This is a genomic window from Polynucleobacter arcticus (assembly GCF_013307205.1).
In the GTDB taxonomy this organism is placed as follows: Bacteria; Pseudomonadota; Gammaproteobacteria; order Burkholderiales; family Burkholderiaceae; genus Polynucleobacter; species Polynucleobacter arcticus.
Window position 1 is genome coordinate 1,291,748 of the sequence record NZ_CP028940.1, and the last position, 23,305, is coordinate 1,315,052.

A 23,305-nucleotide genomic window follows, 5' to 3' on the forward strand; every position below is an offset into this window, starting at 1 on the left:
GGACTGCAATTGGCCGTTGTCTATCTGTCAAGCACCACAAAAAAACTTAGTTGAATGACAGAAATGGGATCTAAAGCAGATTTTTCGTTTATCAAATAACAGTATCGGCAATCCTTCTCGCCCTCATCACCCCATACCTCGTCGCATCCCAAGCATGATCTTCGGCATCGGTATCTATATCTTCCGGGTTTAATGAATCTGGCGGTAATTGCGGAACAGTTCTTATCCAATGCTTGCAATTGTTAAATATCTTTAACCTTTCTTCGGCTAATAGACGGATGATTTCTTGAGCGCCATTGACTCTGCTTCTAGGAGCGTTATATGCCTCGGTCCATTTCACACCTTTGTCTCTAAATATTTGCCCTATCGACCTCTCTGCTCCGATCTTTGAAAAAATAGATGGGTCAGCTAGGTTCATGCGGTATTCATATCCTAGGCGCTGGTCGTGGATCTCGATATTCTTAATTTTTTCAGCAACCACCGTCGCGTCTTCTCTAGTGCCAGTGTTTTCTTTATCACCATACCCATAGAGCTCTCTCCATAGGTAATAGACTCCATCATTAGATAAAGCAAACCAATAGACGGCATATGGTCTGGCGTATCCCCAATCCATGGATCGCCAAACCTTCCATGTCGGTGGGATTGCGAATGGTTCTACAACGTGTTTAGAGGGCTGCCACACGCCTTCAAGGAAACTTCCCACGTGGATATCCCAATCACCTTCTAACCAGGCTCTACGCCTGTTTGGATCGCTTAGTGACTCTAGGCTCATCAGGTAGTTGGGATCGTTTTTTAGGAGATGGGTATTCTCATAAATCGTTGAATGAATTCTGACCCTAGGTAGTGCACCCTCATGCCTAATAATCTGTCCTGCGGGGACTGCCCCAATCTGAAATCTTTCCTTTACTGATGCATGGCCTACTCCAAATGGATTGCATGTAGCTCTTACCATCCTAGGCATACCGGGGTGTGAAGAACGGCAAGTAGAGTGCATTGCTTCGTAGAACGAGAGATTGCGCCAGTTGGTTAATTCTTCAAATCCTAGCCAAGGGTATTCATGACCATGGTAATTCCAGTAATCGTCTTCATTGGCCCCATAACGAAAGTACAGCATCTCCCCGGTGGGCCACTTCCATACGTAATCAGATTCATTGAACTTGGCACCTGGAAAGATTTGATAGAACCAGCGCTTGCTCTTGGCCACTACATCAGCCAATTGTGGATAGGTCAGACGGAATAAGGTACCACGCCAATGATCCCCGAAACCTCTACCTACATGCTGGGCATAGCTCATGAGCAATGTATCTGTCTTGCCCCCTCCTCTGGTGCCTTCGAGCAACACTTCATACACAGGACATGTCAGAAACAAGGTCTGGCTACCAGGCAATGGTGCCCAGATGGTTTTCATGAGCTAGTGTTTTGCTTGGGCTGCTTGCTCCCAATCATCTATGCTCATAGCGCTTGGTACAACCAAGACTCCACTTTGTAGTGGTGCGCCATCTTTACCGGTGTGCTCAATAGCAGATAAGCGAGGGTGAATATAAGGCGCCACATGCCTTCCAACAGAAGCAGCCATATTAAGAAGCTTGACACGGGTTTCGTTACTGTCTGCTCGGCCAAAAAGATCTGCACTTTGATCTGCATTGGCGGCACAGCGCTCCGCCTCCGCATAAAGCTCGTGCATGATCTTGAGCATTAACTTAAGTGGAGTAATGTCATCAGAGGCGCATGGATGGTTTGCCACAATCTGACTTATCCCAACATTGGGAAGATCCTTGGTTTTTAAAGAAGTTTGCTTTTTTACCCCCTTTGACTTCTTAGCAGTCATGACTCACCTGGATTCTATTAACCATGGTTAATAGGTGGGGTTGCAGTGCTACGGTATCTCCAATAGGTTCATGAAACTCAATGATGATTCTCTGAAATAGGTCATGACGACTCTGGGCTCCTCGATGCTTAATCACGGTACCAATACGACCACTTGGCGTTTGAACCTCTGAACCAATCGGAAAGTCCTCCATATCAAGGCGCTCCACCACACCCGCTAAACGGTAATTAGTTGACATGGCGCCCCTCCTGATAAACCTCTGCAATCAAAACAGGGGCTTTCGACTCAAGCGCCACCTGAGGATCAGGCATCTCCTGGGATTTGCGCAGTTGAGCAAAAATACGAGCCTTGTAGGACTCATAGGATTCAGAACCTTGAGCACGCATGGATAGCTCACGTCCCTTTGCATCAATTCCGTCGTTAGTTTTCCACCAAGCAAGATCACCGGCGCTAGCGACCGCTCTTTTTTTCATCTCGCATTTCACGATCGCCAATACATAACCAGCATTAATGGGGCTAGCAGTAGAAATCTTCTTACGCATTTCCCTTGCAATTGCGATTGCGCTAATCACTTCGGCTTCACTTGCACCAGTTGCAACCATGTCTTTAATTCGACAATCAGCAACCGAGACCGAGGAGCCTTCTTTGCAGATCAATTCGGCAAAGCGTTTATGCATATCGCCAGGAACTCCTTGAGCATCCTTTTCTTCAACGGGTACTGAATCAGGAATATTTTTTACCCTGGTTTCACCTTTTGATTTGATTGATTGGAGTTTGGTGTTTGGAGACTGGTGATTGGTGTCTGGTGAGCATTGCCTTGGCAATGCGTCTGCAATGCGAACGCATGCTGGTTTTGAATCAAGATCTATCTTGACCTCAGCAACAGCACCAACAGCAATAGAGGGCTGCCAACGACTATCAGCACTGCGTTTAGCTTTAGCCTGCTTATCCTTAAAACGCGCGATTTCATGATCGCATCGGCCTTGTCTCCACCCATCGTCAGTCAGAATGAAAAATTCATTGAGAACCAATTCCACTGCATTTTTCTCTTCTTTGGATTTGGCATTCACTAAACGCTGCACAGTCTTGATATCAGCTGGCATAGGCTTTTCAGTGGCATAGTACTTTCGAATGAGGCGACTGTAAGTCGCGTCTTCAATGAAGCTTAAATGCGAAGTAGCTTGTGAGTAATCTCCGATGTGATGCTCATAATAATTCATATAAGACAGTCTCCGTTTGATGTGTTGATGAGAATGAAACACATCACAATCTATCAACTGAAATGCTCGACGTCAAACGTGTTTTTTCTGAATTTTTCTTTAACTTATTTATTCATCAATTCTCTGTAATCCATGTTTAGTAAATTCATAAGAATGATTTTCTTTATCTGAAGTGTTTGTTGGTCTAAGTGTGTCCACCACCCTCCTCGCGCTATCAGAACTTACTGACAAGACTGTAGCCATTTATTTATATGGGTTATGTCACTTCTATGAATAAATATTTTTTTGTAGTCAAAAATGAATATGCGTCTTCAAAGTGGGTATTGACATTTGATTGACCGCCCAAATTTCGTTGACTACATTGCACTTCAGCAGCACACAAAATGATGCATAAGAAAACACAATGGGAGATTAATTTAATGGTGGCAATTCGACTTTACAGTTTGTATCGCTCGTATGGATACACAAAAATAAGTTCTGCAAAATTGGTATTGGAGGTATATCGAAAACACTCAAAGCCTGTCCGTTAAGGAGAACGATATGAATGAGATCACAGCAAAAGATAGACAGGTCACCTTAATGCGCATTCCTCAGATATTGGAAATGCTACCGATTTCGAAATCGAAGTTTTGGCTCATGGTTCAGAAAGGCGAGTTTCCGAAGCCAATCAAAATTGGTAGGTCTTCTTTTTGGACTATTGAGCAGGTACAGGATTTTATAAGGGGGAAAGTTGGAATGTAACGATGAGTGGTGCCGTGGGGCGGGCCTAGAGGGCCTGTCTTAATAAAGATCTAAAGTTCGCCTCTGGCTCACGCCTTGAGCTAGCCAGATGGAATAGTATATAAATTACAAATATGCTAATTAATACACCCTCATCATGACCAAGCCCTGCCCCTTCTGCACCTTACCAGTTGAGCGAATCATTGACTCAAATGAATTTGGCATGACGATTCGGGATGGATTCCCTATTTCTCCAGGCCATACCTTGGTTATCCCCAAAAGACATGTTGGTTCTTGGTTTGCTACCAGCAAGGAAGAGCAACTGGGGCTATTGGAACTACTCGAAAGAGCCAAAACTAATCTGCAAAATGAATTTAGCCCTGATGGTTACAACATCGGCATTAATGATGGACCAACAGCAGGTCAAACAGTGCCCCACCTACACATGCACCTCATCCCAAGATACAAGGATGATCAAGATGATCCTAGGGGCGGCGTGAGATGGATTCTTCCTGAGAAAGCGAAGTATTGGGAATGACTAATTCTGAAATCCTCAAACTCTTTAGCTCAATTAATTGTGGAAGGCTGGGTAATGGTTATGCGCTGCACAAGCCAATTCTGATTTTGTTATTGCTTGAAAGATTTCTGAACGGACATGCTAATAACTTTACATTTGAAGAACTTGATCATGATCTCAAAAAGTGGCTTGAGAAGTATGGCTCTAACAACGCCTCAAATACCCGGAATGAGCCCTTCTGGCGATTAAAGAATGATGGGTTATGGGATATCAATGCCCCAGCTGAATTGAGCTCACAGAGCAGCACGCCCACTCCCAGCCAACTGATTGAAGCTAAAGTCTCTGCACAACTTAAAGATGGCCTTTATCTGGGAATCAGAAATAATCCTGAATTGATTGCGGAGATTTCTGAGAGCCTCATGACTCAGTTTGTGCCAGAGCCCTTACAGTCATCTTTACTAGCTGATGCTGCACCCACAATAAAGCTATTAGATAGAAAATATTGGTGGGTAAGCCAAAATCAAACCTACAAACATGAAGTTCCCGGCAACTTCATGTGGTCACCTAAAACAAACTCCAGGGGTGGCCGAGTACCTTCGTATGATTTCATGAAAGATATGAAAATAGGTGATGTTGTATTTTCCTTTGCGGATACCTATATCAAAGCTATTGGGGTTGTTACAAACCCAGCACAGTCCAGCGTTAAACCTGACTTTGGTAGTGCAGGAGCTAATTGGTCGGACGACGGTTGGCTAGTAGATGTCGCTTTTCAAGAATTGGGGATGGCCCAATTTAAGCCTAAAGACCATATGGGTCTTTTAAGCCCTACGCTGCCTGATTTACTCTCACCAATTCGTCCCGATGGATCTGGCAACCAAATCTATTTGGCAGAGATTTCTGAGGAAATGGCTGATGTACTAATAGCACTATCTCGGGGCGTAGGAGATTCGATTGTTGATGAGTTATCTAAAAATCTAAACTTTGTTCCCCCCAATGATGAAATCGCAGAAGTTAAAGAAATCATCATGAGAACCGATATTGGACCCACACAGAAAACCCAAATCGTTAACTCAAGACGAGGCCAAGGAATTTTCAAAGCACAAGTAAGGCAAATTGAGCGAGCTTGTAGGGTAACTAAGGTCACAAATCCAAGACACCTCATTGCAAGCCATATCAAGCCATGGACTAAATCGAATGATGCTGAAAAAATTAGTGGCTATAACGGCCTACTGTTAGCACCCCATATTGATCATTTATTTGATAAGGGATTTATCTCATTTGAGGGAAATGGCAATCTAATTCTTTCAAGCCAATTAGATAATTCTGTTCTAGATAAATGGTGTATCGATAAGAGCATCAATGTAGGTGGCTTTAGGAATGAGCAGCAACAGTTTTTGGAGTACCACAGGGATGTGGTTATGGTGTGACGCAAAAGCTCATTATTTCCAAACCACTAAATATGCTTGCTAGGCTCTAGCCCTTAAATAACGGACAACAGTTTCCCAATCTGGAAACTCAGGGGTTGCAAAGTGAATATGCTGACCCTTAAATCGATCTACCCCATTCTTAAGACGATCATCGACCAAGAAATCTCCATCATTCAGATTCTTATGGTGACTTAGGATTAAGCGTTTATATGCTGGCTTACCTAGATAGTCTTTTACCCACAGCAATTTATCCGACCAAGCGCTCGGATTACCCCAGGGGGCAGTTGAAAGAATATAGGTGTCGAACATGGTAGCCAACTCTTCATATGCAGCAATTGCACCCGGAATTGGATCCATTAAATAGAAGATGCCTGGAACCTCATCAAATCGGTCTTCATACTGGTCTTGTATATGCTCAGGGGTTCTTGCGATTCCTGATGGAAAATCTACTAATACGTTATCCATATCTATGTAGAGTGTTTTCATCCTTTAACCTCCGAGTTAATATGCCCAGCTCTCATGTCTCACTGGCAAACTATTTAGTAACTGTCGATGAGACTGCCACTTAGGCATATAGTGATCCATTAACTGGATAAATCGATCGTTATGCGACGGCTCTAACAAATGAACCAGCTCGTGAACAACAACATATTCTAAGCACTCTCGGGGCTTTTTTGCCAAATCCGTATTCAATCGAATGGTTCTGGCATGGGGATTACAACTACCCCATTTAGTTTTCATGCGTCTTACAAAAAAACCACTCACCTGAACACCAATTTTTTTTTCCCACTTCCGTAAGATGCCTGGAAGAGCTTCAGCAAGTTGAAGCCTATACCAAGAATCAAGCAACTCATGCTTCTTATCTTCATGCCAGGCCGGACGAACCCGAACAACTATGTGCTTATGATTTAGCGAGATTGACGCTGCAACATCGCTTTCAATCACTTTCATCAAATAGCGTTCGCCCCAAACATAATGACTTTCGCGATTGATAATTTCACGTAGCGTCTCGCGATCTTGTGACTTCATTAGTGCCTGCTGTTGACGAATCCAGCCAACCTTGGCAACAGCAAATACACGAATGGTATCCAGCTCCATGTGTATTGGGGCTGAAATAGTAACGCGCCCAAGCGGTGGATGCACGCTAAGGTGCACATTCTTAATATTTTTACGGACAACTTCCAGGGCCATCTCACCAATTTGAATTTGAGATTTCATCAGTATTCAGTCTGGGCAACAATGATAGAAAAAATACGCTCTACTTCAGCCTGGTCATTCCCAAGAATGGGCATAAGCGCAGCCTTTATTACCCTCTCCTTGGCCAAATTTCCCCGGAAGGAGTCGGGTCGAACATGCTTCACCATCGCATCAATTTGGAGTGCCAGCACTTCATTGCCGCCTAGGTTATTAAATAAGGCTCTTTTACCGGCGGTGTTAAGTGCAATCGGAGTATCTTTCGCCGCACCAACCTGAACTTGCTTGGCAATATCAGCAATCCGCTTTAAAAATTCCTCATAACTTATCTGTTGCTGGCGTAAATGATCCAAGACTTCTATCAATAAGACTGACATCTTATCGTAGAACGCTGGGTCATTGAGGTGTTTTTTTATAATTTTGCTTCGAATATTATTAGCAATGGTTTCCGCAACTGACTGTGAATTTTTCTTAATGCCTTTTGGTAGATTATTAATGGCTTCAGCGATTCCACTTTTAACGATCAGATCTAGAAGGCCCGTTTCGCCAAAATCAGATATTTCTCTCGGCTCTGAAGCCTCAATATATGTGTCAATTAAATGGCGCATATCTGCCTCATATGCCTTTAGGTCAATAGTTTCGCCGCTAGCCTGGCGAATAATCTCGCGCAACTTCAAATAGACATCGATTTCACGTTTAATCTTCTCGATTTCAGTTTGGGTATAGCCTGCCTTAGACATTTCATCCGCAATATTCGCATATGCACGAACCAATGCTACCGTCGCCTGATAGAGTGCAACGCGTTGTGGTTCTGTAGCCTTGAGATCATCGACTTTTTCAGTATTCCCGCAAAAGTAGTGAATATGCTCCAACTCCCCTTGGGGTGGCTGCACTGGCTCGCACAATAATGCAATTCCTTCTAAGGCTCCATCCAGTCGTTGACGACCTTTCTTTAACCGATCTTGCAAAATGATATCGGGACTGCCTCCCCCCGCATCATCATGATCAACTTCTGAGGTGTATACAGAAATTGCACCCTGTACTTTATTAAACAAATCTTTGTAATCGACAATATAGCCAAAGGGCTTGTCGTCTCCATCGAGACGATTAGTTCGACAAATAGCTTGGAATAAGCCATGGTCTTGCATGGATTTATCGATATACAGATAGGTGCAATGTGGAGCATCAAACCCGGTAAGCAATTTATCCACCACAATCAATAAGCGCATATTCGCAGGCTGATCTTTGAATAAATTCTTAGCCCAGTCCTCGTAGGTCTCGGTTTTACTCTTGTTGGGGGCTGGCTCAACTTCTTTAAGTAGCGCAGTGTAAGTGTTATACAAAAACTGCTTATCCGTCTCGCTATTTGCCCCGGTCTCTTCTAGAGTCACATCCTGAGCTTGAGGGTTGTAAGAGGTGATAACTGCGCATTTTCCTTTAAATACTGTCTTTTGAAATAGTTCGTAGTACTTACAGGCATCGTAAATACTCGCCGCTACAAGAATTGCGTTACCTCTCTCGCTTGATAATCGCGGCTTAACACCAAAATCAAATACGATGTCGCTTACTATTCGCTCCATTCTTGAACGCGAGCTAACTACGTTTTGCATTGTTCCCCACTGATTACGCAACGCAGCTTTCTGCCAATTATTTAGCCCCTTAGTCTTCGCCTCAAACCATGCATCAACTTTGTCTTGAGAGCCAAGACTTTGCTCAACATCACGGGCTTCATAAATAAGATCAAGCACGACCCCGTCCTCTACCCCCTCATCAAACTTATAGGTGTGGATATAACCGCCAAAAACCTCAAGAGTTGTCGCCTTGTCTTCCTTAAGCAATGGTGTACCAGTAAAACCAATAAAGACTGCTCCGGGTAGCATCGCTTTCATAAGCTGATTTAGCTTTCCACTTTGCGTGCGGTGGCATTCATCCACGAAAACAAATAGCTCACCCACAGCAAGGGGTGGCTGCTTCTTTAACTCTTCAATGAAAGCATCAAAATTTTCAACACCCTGCTTACCAAACTTATGTACAAGAGAACAAAGCAATCGAGGCTTAGCCTGCCCCAGCTGCTTCATTAGATCCTGACCGCTATTGGTACGGTGAATATCTTCACCGCTGCCTTTGAATACGCCCTCAATCTGCTTGTCTAGCTCATCCCGATCTGTCAATATCAGAATACGAGCATTAGGCTTATTCTCAAGTATCCATTTCGCCAGCAATACCATCACAATGCTCTTACCACTACCTTGCGTATGCCAAATAATGCCGCTCTTATAGGAGTTGACATTGCTTTGCGCAGCCTTGATACCAAAATATTGGTGAGCACGAGGCAGCTTTTTAATGCCACCATCAAAAAGAACAAAGTCGTGAATCAGTTCAAGCAAGCGCTGTTTAGAGCACATCTTAAGCAGATATTTATCCAACTTAAAGAGCTGGTTATCAGCCTCATCCTCTTTCCAGCCTAAGAAGAACTTCTCTTCTGTGCAGATTGTTCCGTAACGAAGTCCTTCGGAATCATTTCCAGCGAAGACGATTTGCACTGTTGAGAAAAACCACTCATTGAAGTCTTTTCTCTGATTGGAGAGTAATTGTCGAATGCCATCGCCAATGGATGTGCGACTATTTTTTAGCTCAATAACTCCAACTGCTATGCCATTAACATACAAGACTAAATCTGGGCGACGCTCTAAATTGCCCCGTAAGGTGACTTCCTCAGCTATCGAGAAATCATTATCTTCTGGATGGTTCCAGTCAATTAATTTAACGGTATCTGAAACAGAGCTAGCGTCGACCTTAACGTCAACACCATAACGCATTAAGCTGTAGACCGCCTTATTGTTGTCATACAAACTGCGATTTGGATTATTTGCTTCGGCTCTTAAAAAATATATTGCGCGACCAATTTGATCGGCAGTGTAACCACGAGATATGAGATGGGAAGCGAGTAAATCTTCCTCAATATTGCTATTTGCTTGGTCACTTTTATCACCAAGATATCGGTAACCCAATTCACTTTTAAATAACGAAATGACTCGGTTTTGCGTAGCCCTCTCTGGCAATCCAATGGCACTCATATCAAGCGTGTCTTTCCTGTGAGCAGTTCTTGCATCATGCCTTGTTTTAAAAGGGCGGTTTTTTCGCGGCGAGCCTCAAGCTTAGCTAACTCAGCATCAAGGTCGGCAAGAATATTTGAGATGGCAATTTGCTCTTCAATGGCAGGATATGAAACTTGAATTTTTTTAATGTCACCCATGCCGATATTGCCCTGGGATGAGGAATTTGTTAGGAGTCTAATTTGATTGATGCAGTCTGCGCTTAATAATTGATAATAGAGGAATCTGGGGGTCATCTGATTACCAGTTCTAACCAGAGCAATTGGTGACCAAATATTGAAATCAAGGTCTGATTCAACTATAGCCACCTTTCCCACTGAGGCAGCTTTCCCTAACAGTACATCCCCCCTTTTGGGCTTGCACTTTTTTGCAAAAATGCTGTCGTCCTCTTTGGAGATATAGCGCAAATCATTTAAATTAATTCTGTTATCAACCAAGTTGTTAACAGATAAAAATGGAACCCCAGTATCGTAAAATTTTGGCGTCAAGTGGGGGCCATCAGTGATCGGGGTTGAGACAAGGCACCTCAATTCATTGCGGGACCACTGACCAACAAACCCGGGCAGTCGAACCTGCCCCGTGAGGAGTTGCTGCATGGCGGCTTGTTTTAGGTTACGCTTCTTGGTTATGAGGTGATCTAGAGATTTCAGCAGACTATCCACATCAGAGAGAGTCTCGGCAATGGCACTCCGTTCAAAATTGGTTGGCGGCAAAGGTACGTAAAATGAATTTAAACTCTTATTAGTTATTTGATTAATTGTTGCGCCAAGATGCTCATTTATTTGCCTCTTTATTATTCCCGACTGAAATAATTGATTCAATAATTTTCCATGGCTGCTTCGAAAGACGGCCATGAACGCCCCGAATGTCATGCCATTTGCGCGATCATCTAATAAAGCACATTTACCAATGAGTTCACGGCTACCATTTCTAACGCAAACAAGTATGTCGCCGTTTTGAACCATAATTCGCTGAGGCACATCAACCTCAACGAATACATTGCCCTCAAAACATAAATCGTTATGTTGAACATTTGAAGATCGAAGTACAAGTACCCCATGTTGCCTAACGTCTACTGGACGATAAGTAAGCCCAATCAAACTCTCACCAATTTCTCCAAGTTTTTTTACAGACCAATCTTTAGGTATAACCCCAACCTCGGTCAACTTGTATCCGGACATCACCCCCATGTGACCCCCATCTTTTTAAGATGTTCATCTATACGTTTTGAGAGTTCCTCTACCCCACTGGCGATCTGGGGCAATGGTGATTCATAGCGCTCTGCTAGCTCACGAAGGCGCTCTGTTAGAGTTTGGGAGACGCGATCTAGCTCACCTTGTACCGCAGCTGATAGCGCTGCAATCCATTTGCCCTCTACTACTAGGGTTTTTATGTCGTCTTCACTTAGCTGGCTATATTTAGCAAAGACCTTGGTGAATAAAGCCTCTTTCGCTGCTTTAATTTTGCTATTTGCCTCTGACTCTTGCTCCACTAAGGCGAGGTAATCTTGCAGCGCCTTACGCTCTTCATCAACATCTTTGTCGGCTTTGATTTCTTTTAACCTTGCAGTAGCAGATGCTTTGGTTAACTTGTCTTTTTCGTTTTTTGCCTCTTCTAATAAGCCGCCTTCGCCGCCATGCTCCTCTGCCACCTCTTCCAATTGCTGCTCAAGGGTGGCTAATTGAGACTCCAGCTCCTCAATGGCAGCTTGTTCATTTGTAAAGTAGCGTGCAATTACTAACGCAGAAGGAATCAGCTCTGCTGTGTATTTCTTTTTGCCCACAATAAAATCAGCGTCCACCTTATTCTTTTTGCCTTTTTCCTCGATGATCAGTCTAGGCTGCGCAGAACCTATCCAACCATCGGCAGATATAAGGTAGCAGTCATCCTGCACTCCCTCATCCCAAAAGTCCATCAGATGCTGGTAGATGTCGTAGCAATCAAGTAAGGGGGAGTTTTCAAATGCTGCCAAGAGAGATTCAGAAATAGATTCAATTAAGGCTTTTGGGTGACCGTCCTTATCAAAACCTTTTAATAATGGGACGTTAGCTGCCTTCCAATCGGCAAACAACTTGGTTGCCTTAGAATTAAATCTCGCGAACTCAGGATGGTCAAAAATCGCAGGCTTGATATCGTTAGTTGCAATATTTAACCGACTATAACCGGGGCGATCCTCCTTAAATAATGCTGCCCGTACTGCAGGAATAACATCCCAATAGGGTTTTAGATTATCTAAATCACGATTCGGAATACCTCCGCGAAGGTGCCCTTCAATATCTTGCAAGTCTTCAGCTTCCGTACTGTCGATATAGCGCGGCAAATTTAGGTTGTAGCCGTTTTTTTCATCGCTAATTTCACTTACAGGAACCATTCTTGCAAAACCTGGAGTGTCTAGCTGCTTGGTAAAGATATCAACGATACGGTGCAGATCTTGTTCGCGCAGTCGATTCTTGGGGCCATCTTTACGATATCCTTTGGAGGCATCAATCATAAATATGCCCTTGCGAGCTGTGGCACCCTCCTTATCTAGCAAGATGATGCATGCAGGAATTCCGGTTCCATAAAACAAATTAGCCGGCAATCCAATAATCCCTTTAATCAAGCCGCGCTGAATCAAATTCTTTCTAATTACACCCTCAGCATTACCTCTAAATAGAACGCCATGAGGCAAAATGCATGTCCCTTTGCCGGTAGACTTAATAGAACGCAGAATGTGTAATAAATAGGCGTAATCACCCTGCTTACTCGGGGGGATACCATAGCCTTCAAAACGGCCGTAAGGGTCAGAGTCAGGAGTCAATCCTGTGCTCCAACGTTTATCACTAAACGGCGGATTGGCAACCACATAGTCAAAGGTTTTAAGGCCCGCTCCGTCGGTAAATAGTGGATTCGCTAAGGTATTGCCTTGCTTAATTTCTGCGGTGGCATAGTCGTGCAGGATCATATTCATACGCGCAAGTCCGGCTGTTGCATTGTCTTTCTCCTGACCATAAAGCGTTACCCTCACATCTTTGCCGCGCTTAGCTTCATCACCAATTTTTAGCAATAAAGAGCCAGATCCACATGTTGGGTCATAAACCGTGGTGTCATTTGTGGTCTTTGCATTACGAATACCTAATATCTGCGCCATGATGCGACTGACCTCTGCCGGGGTATAAAACTGCCCCTTACTTTTTCCGCTCTCGGTTGCAAAGTGGCGCATGAGGTATTCATAAGCATCGCCAAGGAGGTCATCGCCATCAGCACGATTTTGAGAAAAATCTAAAGCTGGATTTTCAAAGATGGTAATTAAGTTAGTGAGTCGATCAACCTTTTCTTTGCCGTCCCCCAATTTCGCAGGGTCATTGAAATCGGGCATGTCGGACAACTTATTAGCTAGAGCTAAAGGGCCTAGAATTTTCTTATTAATTTGATCGCCGATATCACTCTTGCCCTTAAGGGCTACCATATCGGCAAAACTTGCGCCAGGAGGAATGACAATGGGGGCGTATGGCTTTCCAGAGAATTTATCGCTGACGTACTTTAAAAAGAGCAATACAAGCACATAGTCTTTATATTGACTAGCATCCATACCACCGCGCAACTCGTCACAAGATTGCCAAAGGGAGGAATAGAGCTCGGATTTCTTTATTGCCATAATTTGCTTTTTTAAATTTCTTATTTGATACAGAGGGTTATGTGACTATTCTAATTTACATGCACATGCCACCATCTAAATTTATTAACTACTAGATTAAGCTGATATCTTCATCATCGTCACCCTCAATATCAGCACCATCAGCCATTAACTGGTCTAGGTACTGCGTGCGTACATCTCGTAGAGACTGTTTAGTGAGGGGGTCCAATAACCAAAAGCCCCAACCGTTAATTGCCCTCTTTCTAAGAAATTTACCCGCACCAGATGGTGTATCAGAAATACTGACGCCAATGCCAATCGAGCCATCCTGAAGAATCACTGCAGTTTCGTCTATAGATTTTGAATTGCTGGGATAAAGAACTTGACCTGGATGCAAAAGATCGGCGGCAATTAAGTCCTGAATGGTCACTCTGATCGTACTTACTTCCTTTTTAGTTCTAGCACTTGATTGGTGCCCAGGAGGGACTGGCCATATCGCCAGGATGTCATCAATCAAGCCTTCTGTTCGGTCATCAATCTTCCCCTCATCCCAAACTAAAGCAGCATCATCAGTAACGGATCTATTTAGAAATAAAACATCGCGCTTAAGCAAGCTATGCCTTTTACCTTCTTCGCCACCCCATAAGCCATTAGATACCGAGCTATTTAACTTACTACTAAGTAAAGTTAAGTTACCCAGCTTATGAATACGATCATTGCGATTTTGCTCCGTACATCCATCCGTTAATGGCCAATGCCTCTCCCAGCTCTGTGGCATAAGATGTTCAATTGCATAAGTACCGCGACGGACTCGCACGCCTGACATGGAAACTTGATCTCCAATCCAGCCGCGACGGTAATCTTCGATTGCCTCTAGTACCATCCTTAACCTACCGCGCCCAATCTTTCTGTAAATCATTAAATTAGAAAGCTCGCTCTTAACTTCCTTGTCATCCGGCCAATAGGAGCTATCACTTGTTTGATTTGAAAGGAATGCTCTTAAGGCGCTACTCAGCTGTCCTGCCGGAGTTTTTTGAATGACCTTGATCATCTCAGTCATAATTTTGTTATAGGCTTTAGTTGTGCCCCTTACCAACATGCGCCTAATAAGCCATGACTCAATGATTTCTAAAGATGCATTGGTATCGTTAAGGTCTATTTGATCTTGGTCTCTATCAAATATTGCCAATAGCACTGGCTTTACAACCTCCATCTCCATTGCTTTAGTGCGATATAGGAACAGGCCAATACGGTCTATAGCGCCCTCAAGCACATCACCCCTATCAATAAAATCTTTGTACTTGATTGATGCCGCATGAATTCTTGCCAATAGTTCGGGCATTGTCATAGGCGTGACATCGTAATCTGCGAAAGATTTAAATCTTGAAAACACCTCCCTAGATACAATTTCCTCGGTGGTTTGGCAGATTAGCCAATGGTTCAAAAAGATGGACGATCTTGGTGCTTTGACGCGACCAACGCTAATCTCCTGCTCCCAAAATCCTGTTTCAAACTGTTTCCAGTGATTGGAGTACGAGCTTTCAATATCTGCGCCCTGCTCTAATAGCCTTTGAAAAACAAAATTCTTAATAAGGTCTGCGGCAGTTAACTGAGAGCCTCTAGCATTAAGGGTCTCAAAGATCTCTTGGGCGTTTTCACTAGCAGTTAAGTCGATCACCACGATCTGAAGTAATTCTCGCGTTGTACGCTCAATAGCCTTCACACGTGCCGGAATCTCATCAGTCCCACCCTCATTTAGCCACCGCTTAAATTGCTCGGAAAAGAATTGATGAGCAAGCACTAGCTTTGAGCCTTTATTCTTAATGCTCTGGTAAGTAGCTGGCATGTCCATAGCCATTACTTCATTGAAGGCTTGACGATCTTTATTAGTTGGCCAGACTTTAAATTGATCCTCATGATGATCGCAATATTCTTTAGGATTTCTAATAAGCAGCTCTAGTCTTTTTGATGCATCAGACTCGCCAACTAAATTAATTTCAGCGTGTAAAGAGTCAAGCAAGATTTGTAATGTAGTTAGTCTTTGCTGGCCATCAATAACCGTTCTTTGCTGGAGATTACCCGTAGGATTTTGAATCTGCTGAAAAACTACTGCGCCCAAAAAATGAGGCTGATGTTGGTCTGAGCTAGCTAACAGTCGATTTGCTATCCTTTCTAAATCCTGCCACAAGGGCATCCATTGACTCTCCTGATTCCAGACATATGGTCGCTGAAAGAGTGGTACCAGCAACCTCTGGGGTTGCATAAAAATTTGCTGTGGAGTTCTTACTTGTGTATCCATATTATCAACCTGCTACTAGGGGCTCTAAATTAACTAATTTGTTGGTCTTATTAGCATATTAAGGCATTAAAAATTACTTTCATTTTTAAAACTTTATTAGCTAGTAGCCCCACATAACAGCCATTGAAAGAGATTTAGATTTAGGCGCTAGCTCTCCCCATTCGTGAATTTGTATTTTTGACCTCTAATTAATTATCTATTTACGTAGATAGGATTGAATATAGGCTTTTCTCAGCCCTGCTTGGCTAAAAGCGATTTGATCTGATGATGTTTGCAAGATGGCCAAGGGTTCTTGCATGATGATTTTTTCTGCGAGATAACGGTTACCATTGCTATCTCTGAGTTTGAGCTTAGGTAAACCCAGTATGCGGGCGCAATCGACTACCGCAGCCACCATCAGAGGCTTATCGAGCACATGGGCTGGCTTGATACTTGGGCTCATCTGTAGTGGCAAGATTGTCATGAATACGAGGGCACTGGTCAGCATGTGGCTCTTTTGTTGATTTATTTAGATATTTCATTTTCTTGAGCTACTAGCTCATTAGGTGAGCTTTGAGGTTTTTATTCTGTTGATATGAAAACTCTTAAGAGGCTCACCATGAAATACCTCATCACCCTTCTTCTCTTGGCTCAGTGCGTCATCTTGGCGCGTACTGCTTCTGCGCAGGCCATCTATGGTCCTGCCGGTAACTATTTGGGCTATAGCCAAACTGCACCCAGTGGTGTTACCAATGTCTATAACGCTACTGGTCAGAGCGTGCAGTCATTTCAGACGGATAGTGGGCAGACTAGTTTCTATAGCCCTAGCGGCACCCATCAAGGTACCTCTACTGCACCAGTTATTACGACACCCAATTCCACGATCAACTCACCACGTCAAGTGCCACAAGCACCCTCTGTGAAAGGCTGGTAATTCAAATGGGTAACTTGAGGCTAAGGCTTCAAACCCATCGATGTACTTTTGGGTTTATCCAATACGCTCCTGATTAATGAAGTTAAAGGTAGATAGTCTGCTTAGAGGCCCGCCTATTTATCAATAATTTCCTACAAACATTTCAGTAAAAGTTGATGTAATATACGTATCATAATTGGTACGCTATTAGGATGAGAAATCCCATCCTGGAGGTCTACTTTTATGCAACTGAACAAGGCAATGAGCCTGTAAGACAGTGGCTACAACTACTGAGCTCAGCAGATAAGAAGCGAATTGGTGAGGACATTAAAACTGTTCAATTTGGATGGCCATTAGGAATGCCACTTGTAAAGCATCTTGATGGGGATATTTGGGAAGTACGAATACATCTGAGCACAAGCATCGCTAGGGTGTTATTTGTCTTAGATAAAAATTCGATGATTTTGATCCATGGTTTTATCAAAAAACAGCAAAAGACCTTAAAGTCTGATTTAGATTTAGCAAAAGACAGAGTAAAGAAGCTAAGGAAACGCACATGAAGAAAAAACATATCGGCAGTAGCTTTGATGATTTCTTGAGAGAAGAATCCATCTTTGACCAGTCCACTGCTGTAGCAGTTAAGCGAGTGATTGCCTGGCAGATTGAACAAGAGATGATCAAGCAAAAGCTTACTAAGACAGTAATGGCCAAAAAAATGCATACAAGCCGAGCTGCTCTTAATCGATTGCTAGATGAGTCGGATACCAGTCTTACGCTACTCACACTCACTAGCGCTGCATCTGCCTTGGGTAAAACAATTAATCTCAAGCTTAAGGGAACAACTACCAAGGCAGCTTAACTATAAAAAAATGGCTGGGGCCTGAAGTGGGCTCTTTGAGGTAATTCAGCAGAATTTTGTCTTTTGGCACCCTTGGCTCATCGGGTGAGCTCCTATCCTCCTAGTATTAAATCGTTAATCCTAGGAGATGATCATGAAACGTATTCTTTACACCCTTACTTTTTTTCTAAGCAGCCTTGCCAGCTCGCTCTTACACGCCCAAGTCACGAGTTGGGAGAACAGTCCGCTCAATTATCAAAATAGCCCGCTGAACTATCAAAATAGTCCACTCAATTACAACAACAGCCCGCTGAACTATCAAAATAGTCCAATGAACTACAACTCCAATAATGGGGTTTACGACAACAGTGGAAAACGTATTGGCTATGAAGTCACTGCACCTTCTGGCGTGACCAATATCTTTGATAACAATGGCAACCGCACTGGTTACTCGCCATCAAAACGCTGATTTAGCACTTTAATTACTTCAATTTTCCCTTAGCTCAAAAAATGAGCTATAAAGTGTCTAAAGTTCTGAAAACAATAAATGTTTCTCTTCTTTAGATTGGGTCAATATGAGCGATATGGAGCGGTTGCATCGTATTAAGTACATGATTCAGCAGCGTAAATGCGTGCCTCGCGAGGACTTTTTGTCTGAGCTGGAGATCTCTCCTGCTACCTTTAAGCGAGACCTTGAGTATCTACGTAGCCGAATGCAGGCATCTATTGTGTATGACCGCTTTATGGGCGGATATAAGTTTGAGAATTCCTCCTCGATTGAGAGAATTGAGATGCCAGGTCTCTGGTTCTCAGAAAAAGAGGCTACTGCCTTAGTACTGATGCAACACTTACTCTCCTCTCTGGATCAAGGCGGCTTGATTGGCCCTCATATTGAGCCCCTTACAGCCATCATTGACGGCATCCTAGGGCAGAGTGATGCTACAGCTAAAGAGCTGCGCAAACGCATCAAGGTGATTGGCATGGGTTCACGCAAGAACTCTATTGAGAACTTCTCGGAAATTGGTTCTGCCCTACTGAAACGTAATCGTCTAGAGATTCACTATTACTCTAAAGGCAAGGATGAGAACACTGCCCGTGAAATCTCCCCTCAACGCTTGATCTATTACCGCGAAAACTGGTACCTCGATGCGTATTGCCACTTACGCGATGGTTTACGGAGCTTTTCTGTAGATGGCATTCAGAATGCGGTACTGACCAATAAGAAAGCGCAAGAAGTTTCTGAAAAAGAATGTCAGGAACACTTTGCACAAAGCTACGGCATCTTCTCTGGTAAGGCTACGCAAAGAGCCAAGTTGCGCTTTAATCCCGAACATGCTCGTTGGGTAGCTGGTGAACATTGGCATGGCCAACAAGTAGGTAGCTTTGATAAAGACGGCTACTACACGCTCGAGTTTGATTTTGGTCAGGATCCGGAGCTCATTCGGGACATCATGAAGCATGGCTCTGGTGTAGAGGTACTGGGGCCGGCCAGTCTTAAGGCAAGGGTGAAGGCAGAATTATCTAAAGCACTCAGTTTGTATTGAGGCTTTAGCTAATAGCTTTATCTACATCCACTAAATCTGATCTCCAGCCTTTGTTGCGAACCTCGCGAACAAGGATGTTCTGGTGAATGAGCCGCTCCACTGCACTAATACGCGCCATCACTGAGCTGATAGCTTGATCCCCATCTACGTGAGCAATAAATAGAACTCGGATCAGCTTGTCCGCCCATTTGGGTAATCGTCCATGCTTCTCCCAGCGGGCAACTGTTTGGACATCAACACCCATCATCGAAGCTAATCCAGCCTGAGATAGCAACATCCCCCCACTTCGTACGTAACGGAATTCCACTCCAGTTAAGGAGCTAGACTTATTGGTTAAAGCCAAGCAGATCGCCTTGGTTAAGCCATCTACGTCATGTATAGCCACACCCTTCCCATAAGGTGTCTTACGGACCTCAAATCCGTTCTGGAGCCAAACATTTTTTAACCCCCCATCGGTATAGTGAAACATTTTGTTTTTCATGAGATCCCAAATACGGTTATTACCACCACTCCATCAGACGGAAAGTCAACATTTACCACCACGGCAATATTGCTACCACCGCTGTATCGCTCCATTTGGCACTTGATGCCACTGTGTCTTAAATCTGGCTCAGGTTCACGGCGTATCAATCCATGCCTCAACACATCGAACAGCATGGCATTAGTTATCTGGCGCTCACGCATACGAACATTTGCATGCTGTGTAACAGTCACATTGATAGACACCATAGCTACCCGTCTAATATGAGTCTGAAACTGAATTTTGCTCAACTTACTCAAATTCAGCACCTATCAAATTGATAGGTCTCCATAGTATATCAATTTGATAGGTAAGGATCATATATTCCCAGCTAATTAAAGGCAGTGTTGCCTTGAGCAAGAAATCTTAAAGGTGTCAATAAACCCAATTAGATAGTGGGTAAGGCACTTTTGGCAAATACTTCATTCATAAGCCAGATCAATAATGCTGATTTCATTACCCACATTAATACACGTTAGAAAACGATATACCGCCAATAGCTTTTCCGTAGGTAAAAAATGGAATTGATGAGTTGTTGCTCTGATATGTGACATCAATACTGGGGCGCAATCCAAGAATGTAAAGATCCCTCTTGGTTACCGAAAAGAAGTATAGGCGTCCTGCATCTTGTCTCACCTGCCCCCACAGTGGGTCAGATTCCCAGTAATTTCTCTGTAGAGCTGAGGCCTTGATAGTTGCCTGCACATTCGTTGCATCATGAGCGAGTTGAGTGCCCAGCGTGGCATACATTCCATATGAGCTATAGGCTTGTTGAGTAGCAGTGGTTCTATCTATGCCCGCTTCAAGATAAGCGCTTATATTTCGCGTGATGTTGTGGTTGTAGAAGGCTGAAGTAAGAGCCTGCACACCACTTAAATAAGAATAAGTTGGGTAGTCAATAGTTCCGCCCTTCAAATTAAATCCGTAATAATCCTGATTTGTTGAGTTAAATACGAAGCGGGTAGATACATAGGGATAGTTGTAATAGGTGTAGCCACCGTAATACATAGTTTCAAAACCGAGTTTCACATCTTTGTAGTTGTAATCTTGCCATCGCTTAGTCACACTCGCATCGTAAGTTTGCTTGTTGTAGGCACTGGTTTGATAAGTTAGGGTGTTAGCTCCTAATTGGGCAAAATAGCCAGACCCAGTCCCAATCTCTCGCTCTGCTTGCACTCCAACATTTAAAGCTGTTTCTGTCTTAGCAGGCTGAGCTGGCTGATAGCTCAATGTTTGACCCAAAATACTGACAGTTCTAGTGCTTGTGATGTATCCAGGATTTGAGTCCTGAAAAAGGCTTACGGTAAATCTGAAACTTTGTTGCTTCTGAATTTCACCCACATACCATTCCACCTTATCCCTAACAGTAATAGGGATAGATTCTGGTTTATTCAAAATATCAATAAATTGCACCTTGGCTTCAGATAAGCGTCCAGCAAGATACAGGCTCCTTGCCCACTCCAACTGAATACGAACCGCCTTAGTTTCTTGATATAGATCCCCAAATATTTGTGCTGCTAAGTTAGGGTTAGATCCCATGACTGCAATACCCTCTTCAAACCGTTGTTGGTATATTCGAGGAGTATTGGCTTGCGTATGGCCGACAAGAAAAAAGGCGCTCATCACAAGCGCCTTGAACTTAATGTGCATGACTCTGATTAACGTTTTCCTCCGAATCCACCTATTAAGGACTCCAATCCACTACCAGCTTTGACGGCGTATGTACCACCAATTTCCGTTGCAGTTGGACCATAGAACTTACCAATAGCGTTGCCGGTTAGCCCTGATCCAGCACCCGCAGCCGTTACTACTCCACTAAATGCATTGGCACCAGCAGCATAGGTAAGAGTCCCCGACATATTTAAGTCACTTCTTGCAGTAAATGACGTAAAGTTATTGGTCGTGTTCGTGGTTGATGTTGAAAATCCAACCGCTCTTGTACCAAAGTTAACAGCAGCACTCATGTCGGCAATCGTAAAAGAAGAAGCCCCTGATGGAGCGACATAAAGGCCTCCAGCTGTACCTACAAATGTAGCTATACCTGTTGCAGGCATTCCCGTTACTGGAGTAGCGCTACCAACCGATGCAGCACCAGCAGTTCCGTTACCCAAACCAGTCGCCGGATCAATTCCATTGATCCAAACTCCATATGACTGATAGTTCCATCCACACGGATTAGAAGGGCACGGCTCTGCAAACAATCCAACTGCAGAACCATTGGCTTTTGCTGCAATATTCACGTCTCCTGCAAACGGCCCAACTGCCAGCGGCTCTATAAAATCGCCAGCAGATTTATCAAAAGTAATTGTTTGCCCCAAGCCGGAATTAATTGTTGCTGAATTAATTAAGCTTGATCCATAAGACAAGGTCATTGAGGCACCGCCAGAGGTTTGAGAGGCAGTGGAAATGGTACTTACTAGCCCTGTACTTGGATTATCGACATAAGAGACTTGGGAGGCATCTCCATAAGCTATTACAGTTGTATTTGGCTGTATAGAACTCCAACTGGTAAATGGCGTTACAGTTACTCCGCCGCTTGAGGATGATCCACCTCCACCCCCGCCGCCAGCACAAGCAGTGAGTGTTAAAGCAGCAATAGATATAGTTAATAAGCTGAAAGTTTTATTCATTTGTAGCCTAGATAAGGGAGTGGACAGAAATAAAGTTTGCATTTTTTACATCTGCATTTAAAGACCGAGTATCCATATCTAAACCAAGCAAAACAATTAAAATCGAGACCTAAATTTATGCATATTAAATGTGCATACTTTCATGAGATACATTGTTTTGCGTCCCACCAGACTCTAGTAGTCCATCTACCAAATGAATAAGTTTGTCTGTAGCATTTACAAGCCGATGTCGCTTGTCGTGAACACCATTTGAAAGAACAATCCAACCATCATCGATCAGTAGATTGATATGTTTTCTGGTATTGAGGGTGCTCCTAATTGATCCAGTGCACAGCTCTTTGATTGTGAGATTTCTATTCTCTAAGTGCGCCTTCAACACATCAAGGATCAAATCGTAGGTAATTAATGCATGTCCGGAATACAGTTTCTTATCCAACACTTCTCTAAGTTCTATCAGTTTATTTATATTTTTAATATGCACTTTTTCCATCCGTCTATATATAAAGACTGTTTATAAAAAAATCTATAAAAGAAATAGAATGAAAGTTAAGCAATTAACTATGCATAGTTACGTTATCTACTTCCCATTGGCTTTCTGGGTTTGAGTAGATTAGTAAGTTGATAGCTCATCAACTGAGCTTACTGAAAACAAGTTCAAATATTTATAAATACTGTGTTTATATACAGTATCACAATAAATAATTTATTCATGTGCTCGAAGTGCGTTCAAAAATTTTCTACGAAGAAAAGCAAAGTCATTGCAACTCGAAGTTTGATTACATCTAATACTTTGAATTGGTCATGGATAAGTTGAAACATGGCTCTAGTCAATGGGCCACAGCATTAGATTGAAATGAAATCTATTTATGATTTATGGCACGCAGAACTTAAGCTTGGGGTTGAGCTCGTCTACCCTCTCCAATAGATTTGATATATGTCTATTG

24 protein-coding genes are annotated in these 23,305 nt (G+C 43.2%); 8 read left to right on the top strand and 16 right to left on the bottom strand.

All coding sequences use genetic code 11. The features are described 5' to 3' along the window. Positions 1 to 91: 91 nt before the first annotated feature. From DN92_RS06510 to DN92_RS06525, 4 genes are read right to left on the bottom strand one after another with little or no spacing between them, the layout of a single operon-like run. Positions 92 to 1,408 carry a terminase large subunit domain-containing protein gene (locus DN92_RS06510; protein WP_173960473.1) on the bottom strand — a complete coding sequence of 439 codons (1,317 nt, stop codon included), beginning with the start codon at positions 1,406 to 1,408 and terminating at the stop codon, positions 92 to 94. Positions 1,409 to 1,411: 3 nt separating this feature from the next. After that, on the bottom strand, positions 1,412 to 1,828 hold the full coding sequence (locus tag DN92_RS06515; protein WP_173960474.1) for a hypothetical protein: 417 nt from the start codon (positions 1,826 to 1,828) through the stop codon (positions 1,412 to 1,414). Next, positions 1,818 to 2,066 carry a hypothetical protein gene (locus DN92_RS06520; RefSeq protein ID WP_173960475.1) on the bottom strand — a complete coding sequence of 83 codons (249 nt, stop codon included), beginning with the start codon at positions 2,064 to 2,066 and terminating at the stop codon, positions 1,818 to 1,820. Before DN92_RS06520 ends, DN92_RS06515 begins: the two co-directional genes overlap by 11 nt. Next, the gene (locus DN92_RS06525) at positions 2,056 to 3,048 is read right to left on the bottom strand and encodes a YdaU family protein (protein WP_173960476.1); all 993 of its coding nucleotides are present in this window, start codon (positions 3,046 to 3,048) and stop codon (positions 2,056 to 2,058) included. The genes DN92_RS06520 and DN92_RS06525 overlap by 11 nt, the downstream gene beginning before the upstream one ends. Positions 3,049 to 3,588: 540 nt before the next feature. Here DN92_RS06525 and DN92_RS06530 point away from each other — a divergent pair. The 3 genes from DN92_RS06530 to DN92_RS06540 all read left to right on the top strand — a co-directional run bounded on the left by DN92_RS06530 (position 3,589) and on the right by DN92_RS06540 (position 5,712). Beyond that, the gene (locus tag DN92_RS06530) at positions 3,589 to 3,789 is read left to right on the top strand and encodes a helix-turn-helix transcriptional regulator (RefSeq protein ID WP_173960477.1); all 201 of its coding nucleotides are present in this window, start codon (positions 3,589 to 3,591) and stop codon (positions 3,787 to 3,789) included. Between the two features lie 136 nt (positions 3,790 to 3,925). Further along, positions 3,926 to 4,306 (top strand): HIT family protein, encoded by a 381-nt coding sequence (locus tag DN92_RS06535; RefSeq protein WP_173960478.1) that lies wholly within the window; start codon positions 3,926 to 3,928, stop codon positions 4,304 to 4,306. After that, a complete protein-coding gene (locus DN92_RS06540; protein ID WP_217426013.1) occupies positions 4,303 to 5,712 on the top strand; it encodes an HNH endonuclease in 1,410 nt (469 codons plus the stop codon). Before DN92_RS06535 ends, DN92_RS06540 begins: the two co-directional genes overlap by 4 nt. Before the next feature lie 39 nt (positions 5,713 to 5,751). Here DN92_RS06540 and DN92_RS06545 read toward each other — a convergent pair whose 3' ends face one another. The 7 genes from DN92_RS06545 to DN92_RS06575 all read right to left on the bottom strand — a co-directional run bounded on the left by DN92_RS06545 (position 5,752) and on the right by DN92_RS06575 (position 16,424). Further along, positions 5,752 to 6,198 carry a 5' nucleotidase, NT5C type gene (locus DN92_RS06545; RefSeq protein WP_173960479.1) on the bottom strand — a complete coding sequence of 149 codons (447 nt, stop codon included), beginning with the start codon at positions 6,196 to 6,198 and terminating at the stop codon, positions 5,752 to 5,754. 15 nt (positions 6,199 to 6,213) lie between these two features. Beyond that, entirely contained in the window at positions 6,214 to 6,930 is a 717-nt protein-coding gene (locus DN92_RS06550; protein WP_173960480.1) for a M48 family metallopeptidase, read from the bottom strand. Beyond that, on the bottom strand, positions 6,930 to 9,983 hold the full coding sequence (locus DN92_RS06555) for a type I restriction endonuclease subunit R (RefSeq protein ID WP_173960481.1): 3,054 nt from the start codon (positions 9,981 to 9,983) through the stop codon (positions 6,930 to 6,932). Before DN92_RS06555 ends, DN92_RS06550 begins: the two co-directional genes overlap by 1 nt. Beyond that, positions 9,980 to 11,212 (bottom strand): restriction endonuclease subunit S, encoded by a 1,233-nt coding sequence (locus DN92_RS06560; RefSeq protein WP_173960482.1) that lies wholly within the window; start codon positions 11,210 to 11,212, stop codon positions 9,980 to 9,982. Before DN92_RS06560 ends, DN92_RS06555 begins: the two co-directional genes overlap by 4 nt. Then, entirely contained in the window at positions 11,203 to 13,659 is a 2,457-nt protein-coding gene (locus DN92_RS06565; protein WP_173960483.1) for a type I restriction-modification system subunit M, read from the bottom strand. The genes DN92_RS06560 and DN92_RS06565 overlap by 10 nt, the downstream gene beginning before the upstream one ends. A 91-nt stretch (positions 13,660 to 13,750) precedes the next feature. Continuing rightward, a complete protein-coding gene (locus DN92_RS06570) occupies positions 13,751 to 15,937 on the bottom strand; it encodes a GmrSD restriction endonuclease domain-containing protein (RefSeq protein WP_173960484.1) in 2,187 nt (728 codons plus the stop codon). 196 nt (positions 15,938 to 16,133) lie between these two features. After that, complete coding sequence (locus DN92_RS06575; RefSeq protein WP_173960485.1) at positions 16,134 to 16,424, bottom strand: hypothetical protein; 291 nt, start codon at positions 16,422 to 16,424, stop codon at positions 16,134 to 16,136. Between the two features lie 111 nt (positions 16,425 to 16,535). On the opposite strand from DN92_RS06575, the gene DN92_RS06580 reads away from it, so the two are divergent. The 5 genes from DN92_RS06580 to DN92_RS06600 all read left to right on the top strand — a co-directional run bounded on the left by DN92_RS06580 (position 16,536) and on the right by DN92_RS06600 (position 19,211). After that, on the top strand, positions 16,536 to 16,850 hold the full coding sequence (locus DN92_RS06580) for a hypothetical protein (RefSeq protein WP_173960486.1): 315 nt from the start codon (positions 16,536 to 16,538) through the stop codon (positions 16,848 to 16,850). Positions 16,851 to 17,041: 191 nt separating this feature from the next. Beyond that, on the top strand, positions 17,042 to 17,389 hold the full coding sequence (locus DN92_RS06585; protein ID WP_173960487.1) for a type II toxin-antitoxin system RelE/ParE family toxin: 348 nt from the start codon (positions 17,042 to 17,044) through the stop codon (positions 17,387 to 17,389). After that, on the top strand, positions 17,386 to 17,688 hold the full coding sequence (locus DN92_RS06590; protein ID WP_173960488.1) for an XRE family transcriptional regulator: 303 nt from the start codon (positions 17,386 to 17,388) through the stop codon (positions 17,686 to 17,688). Before DN92_RS06585 ends, DN92_RS06590 begins: the two co-directional genes overlap by 4 nt. Before the next feature lie 133 nt (positions 17,689 to 17,821). Continuing rightward, a complete protein-coding gene (locus DN92_RS06595) occupies positions 17,822 to 18,136 on the top strand; it encodes a hypothetical protein (protein ID WP_173960489.1) in 315 nt (104 codons plus the stop codon). A gap of 106 nt (positions 18,137 to 18,242) precedes the next feature. Beyond that, on the top strand, positions 18,243 to 19,211 hold the full coding sequence (locus tag DN92_RS06600) for a helix-turn-helix transcriptional regulator (RefSeq protein ID WP_173960490.1): 969 nt from the start codon (positions 18,243 to 18,245) through the stop codon (positions 19,209 to 19,211). Positions 19,212 to 19,215: 4 nt separating this feature from the next. Here DN92_RS06600 and DN92_RS06605 read toward each other — a convergent pair whose 3' ends face one another. From DN92_RS06605 to DN92_RS06625, 5 genes are all read right to left on the bottom strand, one after another. Continuing rightward, positions 19,216 to 19,692: a helix-turn-helix domain-containing protein gene (locus DN92_RS06605; RefSeq protein WP_254598268.1), complete on the bottom strand. Its 477-nt coding sequence runs from the start codon at positions 19,690 to 19,692 to the stop codon at positions 19,216 to 19,218. Next, on the bottom strand, positions 19,689 to 19,991 hold the full coding sequence (locus tag DN92_RS06610; protein ID WP_173960491.1) for a DUF4258 domain-containing protein: 303 nt from the start codon (positions 19,989 to 19,991) through the stop codon (positions 19,689 to 19,691). The genes DN92_RS06605 and DN92_RS06610 overlap by 4 nt, the downstream gene beginning before the upstream one ends. 205 nt (positions 19,992 to 20,196) lie before the next feature. Beyond that, complete coding sequence (locus tag DN92_RS06615; protein WP_173960492.1) at positions 20,197 to 21,354, bottom strand: surface lipoprotein assembly modifier; 1,158 nt, start codon at positions 21,352 to 21,354, stop codon at positions 20,197 to 20,199. Positions 21,355 to 21,389: 35 nt separating this feature from the next. Further along, a complete protein-coding gene (locus DN92_RS06620; RefSeq protein ID WP_173960493.1) occupies positions 21,390 to 22,361 on the bottom strand; it encodes a transferrin-binding protein-like solute binding protein in 972 nt (323 codons plus the stop codon). A 124-nt stretch (positions 22,362 to 22,485) separates the two neighbouring features. Continuing rightward, a complete protein-coding gene (locus DN92_RS06625; protein WP_173960494.1) occupies positions 22,486 to 22,797 on the bottom strand; it encodes a hypothetical protein in 312 nt (103 codons plus the stop codon). Between the last annotated feature and the right edge of the window lie 508 nt (positions 22,798 to 23,305).